The 14,334-nt window shown below is 69.0% G+C and carries 7 protein-coding genes; 2 read left to right on the top strand and 5 right to left on the bottom strand.

Features of this window, described 5'->3' with window-relative positions; all coding sequences use genetic code 11:
- Nucleotides 1-797: 797 nt before the first annotated feature.
- Together glgP and OG972_RS13440 are read left to right on the top strand one after the other, a co-directional pair.
- The gene (gene glgP, locus OG972_RS13445; protein WP_266981325.1) at nt 798-3,401 is read left to right on the top strand and encodes an alpha-glucan family phosphorylase; all 2,604 of its coding nucleotides are present in this window, start codon (nt 798-800) and stop codon (nt 3,399-3,401) included.
- Nucleotides 3,402-3,599: 198 nt separating this feature from the next.
- A complete protein-coding gene (locus OG972_RS13440) occupies nt 3,600-4,832 on the top strand; it encodes an alginate lyase family protein (RefSeq protein ID WP_266981324.1) in 1,233 nt (410 codons plus the stop codon).
- 10 nt (nt 4,833-4,842) lie between these two features.
- Here the strand turns inward: OG972_RS13440 and OG972_RS13435 are convergent, their stop codons facing one another.
- The 5 genes from OG972_RS13435 to OG972_RS13415 form a co-directional block, all read right to left on the bottom strand.
- Nucleotides 4,843-6,435 carry a sensor histidine kinase gene (locus tag OG972_RS13435; protein WP_266981323.1) on the bottom strand — a complete coding sequence of 531 codons (1,593 nt, stop codon included), beginning with the start codon at nt 6,433-6,435 and terminating at the stop codon, nt 4,843-4,845.
- Between the two features lie 138 nt (nt 6,436-6,573).
- Complete coding sequence (locus tag OG972_RS13430; protein ID WP_266981322.1) at nt 6,574-7,254, bottom strand: response regulator transcription factor; 681 nt, start codon at nt 7,252-7,254, stop codon at nt 6,574-6,576.
- 91 nt (nt 7,255-7,345) lie between these two features.
- Nucleotides 7,346-9,373, bottom strand: a complete 2,028-nt coding sequence (locus OG972_RS13425) for a M4 family metallopeptidase (protein ID WP_266981321.1) — start codon at nt 9,371-9,373, stop codon at nt 7,346-7,348.
- 941 nt (nt 9,374-10,314) lie between these two features.
- Entirely contained in the window at nt 10,315-12,318 is a 2,004-nt protein-coding gene (locus tag OG972_RS13420) for an ABC transporter ATP-binding protein (protein ID WP_266981320.1), read from the bottom strand.
- Nucleotides 12,315-14,171: an ABC transporter ATP-binding protein gene (locus tag OG972_RS13415; protein WP_266981319.1), complete on the bottom strand. Its 1,857-nt coding sequence runs from the start codon at nt 14,169-14,171 to the stop codon at nt 12,315-12,317. The genes OG972_RS13420 and OG972_RS13415 overlap by 4 nt, the downstream gene beginning before the upstream one ends.
- Nucleotides 14,172-14,334 lie beyond the last annotated feature (163 nt).

Genomic DNA, 14,334 nt, shown 5'->3' with positions numbered 1-14,334 from the left:
GCATGGCCGCTCCTGTCCGCATTCACTCGAATGGCACTCGAATGGCTGGGGCGCGGGTGTGGTGCGCGGGTGAGTACCGCAACGCACCGGACGCGTACGGACTGCATACGAACCGCTGCCGGATCGCAGTTGATCCGCATTCGGGCTGTATTCGGGCTGTGTACCGCAGAAGCCTTCCCACGGTTGTCGGGGGGCCAATCCGGTGGTTTGTTAACTACTCGGGCGTAGCGGTGAAGGTCTGAATACGCCGGGCTCCGCCCCGTGCGCGGAGGCTCGCGGAAGACTGCCCTCAACCGTCGCCGAGGCAGCGCCGGTGGCCTCGAACACGCCTGTCCGCATCGTCCTGGGCCGGTCGTGGGCGTCGCCGTGTCAGTCCCATGAACCGAAACCTCCTCCTCGACGTGGTGCGCGCCGCACGGAGTCGCGTCGAAGGCCGGCCGGTCCGCCTCGACCCCCGTACACGCCACTGGGCAGCCTTCCCTGTGCTGTGAAGGGCCACAAGGCCGCCCGAGGGGGTGGAATCGGCCATAACGCCCGTGGCGGATGAGCACCGATCTACGGAAGGGGACGGTGGGGCGGACGAGACGCAGGGGCCGCTGATCCGACGCCGGGACTGCGGTGGCGACGGGGCCGGGGGCGGATCCGGGGGCGGGCGGTTCGCCGGGGTCCGTTCGTTGTGAGCCGGTCGCGCGCCGTGGTTGCGGAGTACGGCACACCGTTACCGTCGAGGGTGACGGAGCGGCGCACACCGTGGTGCGTCCCCTCGGATTCGTACGTCCCCTGTAAAGGTGGAATACGTGAAGGCCATTCGTCGATTCACCGTGCGTCCTGTCCTCCCCGATCCCCTTCAACCGCTCAGCGGACTCGCCCGCAACCTGCGCTGGTCCTGGCACACCGAGACACGTGAGCTCTTCCAGGCCGTCGACCCGGGGGGCAGGCGGGCGGCGGACTCCGACCCCGTGCGTCTGCTCGGCGCCGTCTCCGCCGGGCGCCTTGCCGAGCTGGCCCAGGACCAGCAGTTTCTGCACCGGCTGGCCGAGGTGTCCGCCGCGCTCCAGGAGTATCTCGACGGTCCGCGGTGGTACCAGGAGCAGCTGGCGCAGGGTGCGGAACTGCCCGCCGCCGTGGCGTACTTCTCGCCCGAATTCGGTGTGACCGCAGCCCTTCCGCAGTACTCTGGCGGACTCGGCATCCTTGCCGGGGACCATCTGAAGGCCGCCAGCGACCTGGGCGTGCCCCTCGTCGGGGTCGGCCTGCTCTACCGGCACGGCTACTTCCGGCAGAGCCTGTCGCGCGACGGCTGGCAGCAGGAGCACTATCCCCTCCTCGACCCGAACGAACTGCCGCTCACCCTGGTGCGCGAGGCCGACGGAACACCGAGCCGCGTGGTACTGGCCCTTCCGGGTGGCCGCTCGCTCCACGCCTACATTTGGCAGGCCCAGGTCGGCCGCGTTCCTCTGCTCCTGCTCGACTCCGACGTGGAGGAGAACGCGCCAGGCGAACGCGATGTCACTGACCGGCTGTACGGCGGTGGCAGCGAACACCGGCTGCTGCAGGAGATGCTGCTCGGCATCGGAGGCGTACGAGCCGTGCGGACCTACTGCCGGCTCACCGGGCACGCGGCCCCGGAGGTCTTCCACACCAACGAGGGGCACGCAGGGTTCCTGGGTCTTGAACGCATCCGTGAACTCTCCGGAACCGGGCTGGATTTCGACTCCTCGGTCGAGGCGGTGCGGGCCGGCACGGTGTTCACCACCCACACCCCGGTGCCTGCCGGAATCGATCGCTTCGACCGGGAGCTCATCGCCCGTCACTTCGGCGACGACGGCGAACTGCCGGGTGTCGGGGTCGAGCGGATCCTGCAGCTCGGTATGGAGACGTACCCGGGTGGCGATCCCACCCTCTTCAACATGGCGGTCATGGGCCTGCGGCTTGCCCAGCGGGCCAATGGCGTCTCCACCCTGCACGGCGCGGTCAGCCGGAAGATGTTCGCCGGGCTGTGGCCGGGCTTCGACGCCGCAGAGGTGCCGATCACCTCGGTGACCAACGGCGTTCACGCGCCCACCTGGGTCGCCCCCGAGATCTTCGGGCTGCGAGCCCGGTACGGCGGCACGCCGGGACGCTGGGATGCGGCGGCCGGAATCCCGGACCGTGAAATCTGGGACCTGCGGCGGACGCTGCGCGAACAGCTGGTGACCGAGGTCCGCACGAGGCTTGCCGCCTCCTGGCGCACGCGCGGTGCGGAGCCGGCCGAACTCGGGTGGATCGACGGCGTGCTGGACCCGGATGTGCTGACGATCGGCTTCGCGCGCCGCGTGCCCTCGTACAAGCGGCTGACCCTGATGCTTCGTGACCGCGACCGGCTGATGGAGCTGCTCCTCCACCCGACGCGGCCGATTCAGATTGTTGTCGCAGGCAAGGCACACCCCGCCGACGACAGTGGGAAACGGCTGGTCCAGGAATTGGTCCGGTTCTCCGACGACCCCAGGGTCCGCCACCGCATCGTCTTCCTGCCCGACTACGGGATGGCCATGGCGCAGAAGCTCTACCCCGGCTGCGACGTCTGGCTCAACAACCCGCTGCGGCCCCTGGAGGCCTGTGGCACGAGCGGCATGAAGGCCGCGCTCAACGGCTGTCTCAACCTGTCCGTGCTCGACGGCTGGTGGGACGAGTGGTTCGAACCCGACTTCGGCTGGGCGATCCCGACCGCCGACGGGTCCGCGATGGACGAGGACCGGCGTGACGAGCTGGAGGCGAATGCCCTCTACGAGCTGATCGAGGAGCGGGTGGCACCGCGCTTCTACGACCGGGGCGACGACGGGCTTCCCGGGCGCTGGGTCGAGATGGTCCGCCGCACCGTGGGCACGCTCGGCCCCAAGGTCCTTGCCGGACGCATGGTGCGCGAGTACGTCGAGCGGCTGTACGCCCCCGCCGCGCTCGCCCACCGCTCCTTGGACGCCGCCACGGCGCGGGAGCTCGCGGACTGGAAGGCGCGGGTCCGTGCTGCCTGGCCGCGGGTCGCCGTCGACCATGTGGAGGCCGTGGCGCCCAGCACGGTCGGCGGTTCGGCCGAGCTGGGGGCGATGCTGGGGCTGCGTGTCCGGATCGCTCTCGGAGCGCTGGAGCCGGACGACGTGGAGGTGCAGGCAGTGGCCGGGCGGGTCGACGCCGCCGACTCGATCTCGGACGCGCAGTTCTTCCCGCTGAAGCCGAGCGGAGGCCAGGACCTGGAGGGCCGCTGGCTGTACGAGGGCCCGCTCGCCCTCGACCGCACGGGCCCCTACGGCTACACGGTTCGAGTGCTTCCCGCTCACCCGCTGCTGGCAACCAGCGCGGAACTCGGCCTGGTCGCACTGCCGACGGAGGCGACGGGTGACGGTGCGGGCCTGCTGATGCGCTGACCACCCGTCCTCCCCGGGGCCCGGCACCTGTGAGGTGCCGGGCCCCTTCGTCTTCTGAACGCAACACCTTGACGTGTTCATGAGATGCATTGAGGTTCCTCACTCATTGCAGAGTTCACAACTCGACTCAAAGTTCATGTCTGTGAACTGGATTGGTCTTGATCGGAGTTGCTGGCCCCGCACCGGAAGGCACCCCACATGCGTACCGGATCCATCGGGCGCGGCCTCGGCCTCGCCACCGCCCTTGCCGCACTGCTCACCGCGGTCTTCACGGCCCCGGCATCGGCAGACAGATCCGCCCCCGCCGCGAACGCCCGAGAGGTGAAAGCCGCCACAGCCGCCGCCCCCGCCTCCTTCACCCACCCCGGCGTCCTGGTCAGCCGCCCCCAACTCGACTTCGTACGCGCCAAGGTCCAGGCCGGCGCGCAGCCCTGGAAGAGCGCGTACGACCAGATGCTGGCCAGCAAGTACGCCTCGCTCACGCGCACCGCCAAACCACGCGCCATCGTGGAGTGCGGCTCGTACTCCCACCCCAACTACGGCTGCACCGACGAACGCGAAGACGCGATAGCCGCCTACACCCTGGCGCTCGCCTGGTACATCACCCAGGACAGTCGCTACGCCCAGAAGTCCATCGAGATCATGGACGCCTGGTCGGCCGTCATCCAGGACCACACCAACAGCAACGCCCCGCTTCAGACCGGCTGGGCCGGCTCCTCCTGGCCGCGGGCCGCCGAGATCATCAAGTACACGTACAGCAGCTGGCCGAACTCCGCCCGCTTCGGCACCATGCTGCGCAACGTGTACCTCCCCAAGGTCATCAACGGCTCCAACAGCAACGGGAACTGGGAACTGAGCATGACCGAGGCCGCGATCGGCATCGCGGTCTTCCTCGAGGACCGCACCGCCTACGACAAGGCCGTCAGCACGTTCCGTGGACGTGTCCCCGCGTACATCTACCTCGTCTCGGACGGCGCCCTGCCGAAGACCGCACCGGGCAGCGGCCTCGACACCCGCGACGAGATCATCACGTACTGGCAGGGCCAGTCGACCTTCATGGACGGACTCTCCCAGGAGACCTGCCGCGACCTCACCCACGCCGGCTACGGACTCTCCGCCATCTCCCACATCGCCGAAACCGGCCGGATCCAGGGACAGGATCTCTACCCCGAGATCGCCGACCGCCTCTGCCATGCACTGGGGCTGCATGCCAAGTACCTGCTGGGCGCGGCAGTCCCGTCATCGCTCTGCGGAGGGAGCCTCACGGACAGCCTCGGCCCGATCACAGAGGTCGGCTTCAACGCCCTGCACAACCGTATGGGCATCGCCATGACCAACACCCAGACCCTCACCGAACAGCAGAGGCCCGCCGGATCCAACAACCTGTTCGTCGCCTGGGAGACCCTGACCCACGCGAACAACCCCAACTGACCTGTCCGGTCTACTGGTCGTCGCGGCGACGGTTCTCGTCCGGGACGTCGACTCCGATCGACTTGTCCACCAGTCGTCCCTCCTTGAAGCACAGTCGGTAGACCGGCGTCGCGTCGTACTTCTTGGTCCGGTAGTAGACACAGTCGTCCACCCCGGCCGGCTCGGGACGCAGGCCGTCGGGCGCGCCGTCCAGCGAGTGGCTGGGCAGGCGCGTCTCGACGTCCGCCCGGGAGTCACCGACCTTGATCAGATCGAACTGGGTGCGATCCAGGACCGAGCGGGACTGGACGTAGAACTGGAAGGCGAACATCAGCACCCCGAGAACGGCCAGCACACTGACCGGGGCGACGATCACCTGCACCAGGCCGCGCCGCACACGCTGCCGGGCCCTGCTCAGTTCACGCGCCGAAGTGGACGGGGCGGGCCCGGTAGCGCCGGGTATCTCGGGGGCCTCCAAGGCCGGCGAGAGCCGTGCGATCACCGGCAACCGCGCAACCAATTCGAACCCCCCGTCGTCGAGTGGGCCGTGAGCGAGGGACCCGCCGACGAGCCGGACCCGCTCGTCGAGACCCACCAGCCCGGTGCCGCCCGACGCGATCCCCGGTAGGCGGCGGCCCTCTGCACGCGCCGCATTGGTGATCACGACCGTCAGAGTCGGCTCCTCGTCCATCGAGATACGGATGCCGACCTGTGCGCCCGGGGCGTGCTTGGCAGCGTTGGTGAGTGCCTCCTGCACGATCCGGTGCACGGCACGCTCTATCATTCGCGGCAGCACCGAGAGGGGTCCGGGCGCATGAAGAACCACTGTCATCCCGGACGACCGCGCCCGCTCGACGAGCTCGGCGACCGACTCGTCGGACGGCACCGTGGGCGCCGCTTCGTCGTCGGTCCGCAGTATGCCGATGATGTCGCGCAGCCTTGCGGTGGCATCCGCCGCCGCCTGGCGCAGTTCCCCGGCCGAAGCCTGCTGCCTCCGATTCAGCGACGGGTCGACTTCCAGCGCTGCCGCCCGGACCGCGATGAGCGACAACTCGTGCCCGAGAGAATCGTGCATGTCTCCGGCGATGCGGGACCGCTCCCGTATCCGCTCCCGATCCGCTGCCGTGTGCTTCTCGCGCTCCATCCGGTCGGCCAGCTGCCAGCCCGTCCGGATCAGCTGGGCGTAGTGACGCGCGTACCGTCCGATCAACCAGGGCACCACGACTGCGAACAGCAGTGTGATCACCAAGGTGAACCACTCCCAGAGCTCGGCGCCCGCGGTGAGAGTGAGCACCAGGCCCACCGCGGCGATACCCGCGAAGCTGAACAGCGCCGGCCGGGCCCCCGCCAACCGGCGACCGGCGAAGAAACCGAGAGCGATCAGCGCCGTGGAGTACGAGACGGTGTACAGCTCGCGCGAGTTGGCGAGGCTGAGAGCGACTGCGATGCCGAGCGCTGCCAGCGGCCATGCGCGGTGGACCAGTATGGCTGTGCCGAGCGCGCCCACGCCCACGGACAGCCATGACCCGCCGTCGGCCGGGCCGTTCCACAACAGCACGGGCCCGGACAGAATTGCCCAGACGGCCAGGTCGGTGACGTAGTCCCGCTTTCGTTCCCTCAGCATGGTCTTTACCTTGCCCGAGCGCCTGGCACCGAGTCCCCTGACGAAAGTGAAGGGTGGATCCTGCCTTTCGTCCGATGAGCCGGGCGGGTCCGGCTCCGTAGTTTCGTCGGCATGACCAAGTCGACCGGACTGAACGGATCAGTGTGCGGGTCCGGCCCCCTCGTCGGTGTCGCCGACGATTCCCGCCTCGTACGCAAGGATTGCGAGCTGCACCCGGTTCTTGAGCCCGAGACGGCTCAGGACCGCGCTGACATGGGCCTTGACGGTGCCCTCGACGACATACAGCTTTGCGGCGATCTCCGCATTGGAGAGGCCTGCGCCGACGAGCGCAACGACGTCCCGCTCGCGCGCCGTCAACGGCTCCAGCGCGGCTCTGGCATCGGCGGCCCGCGACAGCCGGCCCGTACCGAGATGTGCGATCACCCGTTGAGCCACTTCGGGGGAGAGGAATGCCGCTCCCTCTGCCACGGCCTGCACCCCCGCGATCAGTTCGCGCGGGTTACCGGACTTGAGGACGAAGCCGCTCACTCCCGATCCCAGTGCCCGTGCGATGTATTCGTCCTCGGAGAAGGTGGTGAGCATGATGAGCGCCGTCTCGGGCAGCGTCCCGCGCAGCTCGGCTGCTGCCTGCAGGCCGTCGAGGCGGGGCATCCGGATGTCGAGGAGGGCCACATCGGGCCTGTGCTTCCGGGCGAGTTCGACAGCTTCGTGCCCGTCCCCGGCTTCTGCGACGACCTCGATGGCGGGGTCGGTGGCGAGGATCGCCCGGACACCCGCGCGGATCATGCTTTCGTCGTCGGCAAGCAGCACCCTGATCATGCGGCTCACCCTACGGCGAACCGCCCGGGAGGAATGAGAGCTCCTCCCGGGCGGGACCACCGCATCACGTGCGCGGAATGCGGTGCTGGGTTCAGAAGGTCAGCTTGAAGCTGTTGATGGCGCCGGTGTCACCCGAGTAGACGTCCTGGACCTTCAGCTTCCAGGTGCCGTTGGCGACCTCGGACGACGCGTTGACGGTGTACGTCGTCTGGACGTTGTCCGCCGAATCGGAGATCGAGGAGTTCTTCAGCCGGTAGGCCGTGCCGTCCGGAGCGACGAGGTCGATGACGAGGTCACCGCGCCAGGTGTGGGTGATGTCCACGCCGACCTGCAGGGTGCTGGGCGCATTGCCCGTGATTCCGGTGACGTTGACCGAGCTGGTGACGGCCGCGCCTGCGTCCGGGATGGCGACGCGGGTGGTGTTCTGGAAGACCGTGCCGCCGGTGCCGCCACCGGAGCGCGAGCCGACGTTGACGCCGGCCCAGGCATCGGCGACCGCCTTGTACTCGGCGCTCGTCGTGCCGTACAGCTCACCGGCCGCGGCGAGGGTACCGGTGCGAGCGGCCGCGTAGTTCGTCGTGGAACTGAACTTGGTGCTGAGTGCCTTGAACCAGATCAGCGCCGCCTTGTCGCGGCCGATGCCGGTGACCGGCAGACCGTCGGAGGTCGGGGAGTTGTACGAGACACCGTTGATGGTCTTGGCGCCGCTGCCCTCGGAGAGGAGGTAGAAGAAGTGGTTCGCGGGACCCGAGGAGTAGTGGACGTCCACTCCGCCGATGCCGGAGTACCAGGCGTCCTTGGACGCGCCGTCCTTGCTCGGCTTGTCCATGTAACGCAGCGGGGTGCCGTCGCCGTTGATGTCGATCTTCTCGCCGACCAGGTAGTCGCCCAGGTCGGTGGCGTTGTTGGAGTAGAACTCGACCGCGGCGGCCATGATGTCGCTGGTCGCCTCGTTGAGACCGCCGGACTCGCCGCTGTAGACCAGGCCGGCGGTGGCGGAGGTGACACCGTGCGTCATCTCGTGCGCGGCCACGTCCAGGGAGGTCAGCGGTGCGGCGTTGCCGCTGCCGTCTCCGTAGGTCATGCAGAAGCAGCTGTCGTCCCAGAAGGCGTTGACGTAGTTGTTGCCGTAGTGGACGCGGGAGTACGCACCGACGCCGTCGCCCCGGATACCGGTGCGGCCCTGCACGTTCTTGTAGTAGTCCCAGGTCTCGGCCGCGCCGTAGTGCGCGTCCGCCGCAGCTGTCTCGACGTTCGTCGGACTTCCGTTGCCCCAGATGTCGTCGGAGCCGGAGAAGAGCGTCCCGGTGCCGGACGTGCCGTGGTTCAGGTTGTACGTCTTGTGGTTGCCGCGTGTCGTGTCGGTCAGCGTGTACGACGGTGCGGTGCCGAGCGTGACCTGGCCGCTGTACTGGGTGTTGCCGGTGCCGGTCTCGATGGCCTGCCACTCGTAGAGCTTCGCACCGGTGGACGCGTCCGTGACGACGTGCAGTTCATTGGGGGTGCCGTCGTCCTGGAGGCCGCCGACGACGGTCTCGTAGGCGAGCTGCGGCTTGCCCTGGGCCATCCAGACCACCTTGCGCGGTGCCCGGTCGGCGACGGTCTTCTTGGAACCGGCAGCCTTGGCCGCACCGAGAGCCTGCGTCTCGGCCTTGGCCGGGGCGACGTCGGCGGCGGTGTCGACGGCCTTCAGCTGTGCAGAGGTGACTTTGGACGCCTTGGTGACGCCCTCGGTCTCACCGGCCTTGGACTCCTGGACGATCAAGTCGCCACCGAGGACCGGGAGTCCGCTGAAGGTGCGCTCGTAACGCGTGTGCGTGGTGCCGTCGTTGTCCTGGATGACATCCCGGACGACGAGCTTCTCCTGAGAGCCGAGACCGAGCTCCTTGGCGGTGGCCGCCTTGCTCGCGTTGGCCTCGCGGATCAGCTCGGCACGCGCGGAGGGGGAGAGCTGCTTGGCCAGTGCGCCATGCTTGGCGTTGGTGGCGACCGGGGCAGCAGCGGCGGAACCGCCGGCTGTGGCAGTTGCCGTGCCCGTCTGGACTCCTACGGCGAGGAGGGCTGCTACGGCTATCAGAGCGCCGGTCGCGGTGGCGCGACGGCTGGGCGTGGATCTCACGCGGACTCCTTCTGCGAGGGGGGTACCGGCGGCTGGGTGAGCCGACCGGGCAGGGCAGGCGGTGCGCGGAACGGGGGAAGAGTGTCAGCAGATGGACGTTCCTGTCAGGACCGCGTCAACAAGTTGGCCGGAATTCGTCCGTTGCCAGAAAGGTCATGTTCGTTAAGCGGACGTTTCGCCGATCGTTACCGCGAGGGCGTTCACGGTCCGGAGCGGCCGATTTCGAAGAGCGGGTCCGGGTCGACCTCGAACACATCGTGTTCGAACGGCGCGTTCGGCGCGGGGTCGTGGCCACCGGCCGAAAGTGTCTTGAATTGTGGCTCGTTCTGAACGGGTCAGTCCTTGTCGTGCAGCAAAGGCCAGGTAAAGCGCCGGGCGATGCGGCCCGCCGTGGCGGCTTCCGCTCGGTTCGCAAGGAGGAGGAAGGAGGCAGCTCGCGGTTGGCTCGCTCTGTGTGCCGTGCGGGCCCCGGGCTCAGAAGGGAGTTGGCTTCCTTGAGGACCGGCGCGTGGGGGCCGGCCGGCACCGCGCGGGCCGGGGCGAGTTGCTGAGCTTGCCGAGATCGCCGGGCGGTCCGCTCGGGCCTGAGAGCCTGTCGGGCGAATGCCCCGGCCGTCCGCGTCTTCAGCGGCACGTCTCCACACCGACAGCGGCGAGCGCCGTGCGCAGCCCTTGATCGGTGGCAGAGCATGCGGTGATCCGCACGGTGATCCGGACCACGCCCGGCAACGCAGGGAGCTCCTGGCCAAGGGCGCGGACGGCCCCGGGAACACGTGCTGTTCCTGGGCCGCGGTGACGACCTGGCAGCGCGACGGAGCGGGGTCAGGCCGGCAACGGCACCTGCCCGACCGCTCCCGAGCCGGTGCGCGGCACCGCCGCACCGGCCGGTCGTCCGCCCGGCGTGGTTGTGCCGACGCCGGTGGTTGTTGCGGGGAAGCGGGTCAGGCCAGGCTTTCCCGCCAGGCGCGGTGGAGCCCCGCGAACCGGCCGGTGCCGCCGATGAGTTCGGACGGGGAGCCGTCCTCCACGATCTGGCCGTGCTCCATGACCAGTACCCGGTCCGCGATCTCCACGGTCGACAGCCGGTGGGCGATCACGACCGCGGTGCGGCCGTGCAACACCGTGTCCATGGCCCGTTGCACGGCGCGTTCGCCGGGGATGTCGAGGGAGCTCGTCGCTTCGTCGAGGATCAGGACCGCTGGATCCGCGAGCAGGGCGCGGGCGAAGGCGACCAGCTGGCGCTGGCCCGCCGAGATCCGCCCGCCCCTCTTGCGGACATCCGTGTCGTACCCGTCGGGCAGTCCGCTGATGAAGTCGTGCGCGCCGATCGCCTTCGCGGCCCGCTCGATCTCCTCGCGAGGGGCTTCCGGACGGCCGATGGCAATGTTCTCGGCGACCGTCCCCGAGAAGAGAAACGCCTCCTGGGTCACCATCACGACACCGCGCCGCAGTTCGGGCGTGGCCAGATCGCGCAGATCCGTCCCGTCCAGCAGCACCCGGCCGTCGGTCGGGTCGTAGAACCGGGCCAGCAGCTTGGCGAGCGTCGACTTCCCGGCTCCTGTCGAGCCGACCACAGCCACGGTCTGCCCCGCCGGGATCGTCAGATCGAAGCGGGGCAGCACTTCGCCGCCCGTGCGGTAGGCGAATCTCACCGAGTCGAAGGAGACGTCCCGCCCCGGGTGCTCACCCGTGCGGGCAGGCAGCTCCCGCGGATTCGCCGCCTCGGGGACGGTGGGCGTCTGGGCCAGCAGCCCCGCGATCTTCTCCAGCGAAGCCGCGGCCGACTGGTAGGAGTTGAGGAACATGCCGAGCCGGTCTATCGGGTCGTACAGCCGCCGCAGGTAGAGCACGGCCGCGGCGAGCACGCCGAGCGCGAGCGTCCCTGAGGCGACTCGGTACGCACCCCACAGCACGATCCCGGCGACCGCCGTGTTGGCGACCAGCCGGGAGCCGACCACGTAGCGCGCCATCTCCAGCAGCGCGTCGCCGTTCGTCCGGCAGTGCCGCTGGTTGAGCCGCTCGAATTCTGTGTCGTTGATGCGCTCGCGACGGAACGCCTGGACGGGACGGATCCCGTTGATCGTCTCCGCGAACTTCACGATGACCGATGCGATCGCTGTCGACCGGGCGGCATAGATCACCCCGGCGCGTCGCTGGTAGAGCCGCACCAGCAGATACAGCGGTACGAACGAGAGGACGGCGACCGATCCGAGACCGACGTCCAGCCACAGCAGCAACAACGAGATGGAGATGAAGGAGAGCACGACGCCGATCAGTTCCTGCAGCCCCTCGCTGAGCAGCTCCCGCAGCGACTCCACATCCGTGGTGGACCGGGAGATCAGCCGACCTGAGGTGTAGCGCTCATGGAAGTCCACGCTCAGTGCCTGCGCATGACGGAAGATCCGCCCCCGGAGATCGAGCAGCACGTCCTGGTTGATCCGGGCGGAGGCCTGGATGAACGCGTACTGCATGCTCCCCGCGCCGGCCGAACAGAGCGCGTACCCGATGGCCACGGCGATCAGCGGTCCGTAGTCCTTGTCGCGGAACGCGGGTACGCCGCTGTCGATGGCGTAGGCGACGAGCAGCGGACCCACCTGGACCGCGGCCTGCTGGATCAGCAGGAACAGCGTGGCCACCACCACCCTGCCCCTGAGCGGGCCGAGCAGGGACAGCAACAGGGCGCGGGTCGCGCCGCGCGGAGTGGGCAGGTCGTCCTGGTCGAAGGGGTCCTGGGCGCCGGAGGCGGAGCCGGGCTCGGACGCGGCCTCCGGCGGCTTCCGTGTGGTGTCGTCCGGTCTTGTTGCCGGCCGGTCACGGGTCAGGGTGTCCGTATCCGTACCCCTGGCCACGTCTGCAGCGCCGGTGGTTGCGTCGGTGCCGCTCAGGGGCTCGCTCTCGTCGCTGCCGCCCGCTCCCGCGGGGCGTCCGGTCGTTGCGTTGGTCATCGGGTGCTGTCCTTCTCGGCAGGGACGACCATGGCAGGCATGCCGTCGGTGGACAGGAATTCGGGTGCGTCCCCGGCGCCGGACATCAGCCAGGCGTACTCGGCGTTGCTGCGCAGCAGTTCCTGGTGGGTGCCCACGGCGCTGATCCGGCCCTCGGACAGCAGCGCCACCCGGTCCGCGAGCATCACGGTGGACGGCCGGTGGGCGACCACGATGGCGGTGGTCGACTCGAGCACGCGCCGCAGGGCGGCCTCCACCAGCGTCTCCGTATGTACGTCCAGGGCGGAGAGCGGGTCGTCGAGCACCAGGAAGCGCGGCTGCCCGACGACGGCGCGGGCCAGTGCGAGGCGCTGCCGCTGGCCTCCGGAGAGACTGAGCCCCTGCTCGCCGACCTGGGTGTGGATGCCTTCCGGCAGGTCGTACACGAAGTCGGCCTGGGCGATCGAGAGCGCCCGCCGCAGCTCGTCCTCGCCGGCGCCGTCGGCGCCCATGAGGACGTTCTCCCCGACGCTCGCCGAGAAGAGCGTCGGCTCCTCGAACGCCACGGACACCAGCTCACGCAGCTGTTCGCGCCGCATGGTGGTGATGTCGGTGCCGTCCAGCGTGATCCGCCCGGCGGTGGCGTCGTGCAGCCTCGGTACGAGGGCGGTGAGCGTCGTCTTCCCCGATCCGGTGGCCCCGACCAGGGCCATGGTCTCGCCGGGGCGGATCCGCAGATCGATCCGGCTCAGCACGGGTGCGGAGCCCGACTCCGCGTCGGGGTAGCGGAACTCGACGCCTTCGAAGACCATTCCGCCGTCCGCGTGCTGCTGCGAGGGCGGCGGGGAGGACTGCGAGGAAGACTCCCCGGTGGTCTCGCGCTCCTCCTCCACATCCATCACCTCGAAGAACCGCTCGGTCGCCGTCGCCGACTCCTGGCTCATCGCCAGAAGGAAACCGATCGACTCGACCGGCCACCGCAGCGCGAGAGCGGTCGACAGGAACGCCACCAGCGTGCCTGCCGAGAGATCTCCGTCGGCGACCTGGATCGTGCCGAGAACCAGCGCCGCGCCGATCGCCAGCTCCGGGATCGTGGTGATGAAGGCCCAGATGCCGGCCAGCAGCCGGGCCTTGTCGAGTTCGGTGCCGCGCAGTCGCTGCGAGAGGCCGCGGAAGGCCAGGGCCTGGCTCCGGTGCCTCCCGAAGCCCTTGATGATCCGGATGCCGAGGACGCTCTCCTCGACGACCGTCGTCAGATCGCCGACCTGGTCCTGGGCCTTGCGCGCCACCACCGCGAACTTCGTCTCGAAGACGGAGCAGAGGATCACCAGTGGCACGACCGGTACGAGCAGCACCAGGCCCAGCGTCCACTGCTGCACCAGCAAAATGATGAAACCCGCCAGGATGGTGGTGGCGTTGACCAGGAGAAACGTCAGCGGGAATGCCAGGAACATGCGCAGCAGCATCAGGTCCGTGGTTCCGCGCGACAGTAGCTGCCCGGACGGCCAGCGGTCGTGGAAGGCCACCGGCAGCCGTTGCAGATGCCGGTACAGGTCGGCCCGCATCGATGCCTCGACGCCCGCCAGCGGCCGCGCCACCAGCCATCGCCGCAGCCCGAAGAGCAGTGCCTCGGCGATGCCCAGCACCAACAGGTACAGCGCACCGAGCCAGACTCCGCCCGGATCACGGTGCGCGACCGGGCCGTCCACGATCCACTTCAGTACGAGGGGTATCACCAGGCCGAGGCAGGAGGCGACGATCGCCACGGCTGCCGCTCCGAACAGGCGGATACGTACAGGCTTCACGTAAGGCCACAGCCGCAGGAGGGAGCGCGCGGCGGACCGGTCCTTGGGCTCTACATGTGTTTCGGGCATCAGGGGCGAGCCTACGGTTCACCACTGACATCACTCATCTGGTTTTCGTCGCTCTGTCGACATCTCGCCCCCAATGGCCCGAGACCGTCCGGTCGTACCCCGGAGTCAACCGATCGGCCGATGCCGTTCCGAGCGTGATGGCCGATGCCGCGCGGGCCCGCCC

The sequence above is a fragment of the Streptomyces sp. NBC_01669 genome, from assembly GCF_026339735.1.
In the GTDB taxonomy this organism is placed as follows: domain Bacteria; phylum Actinomycetota; class Actinomycetes; order Streptomycetales; family Streptomycetaceae; genus Streptomyces; species Streptomyces yanii.
The sequence above is the reverse complement of the archived record's forward strand: the minus strand, read 5'-3'. Positions and strand labels throughout refer to the sequence as shown.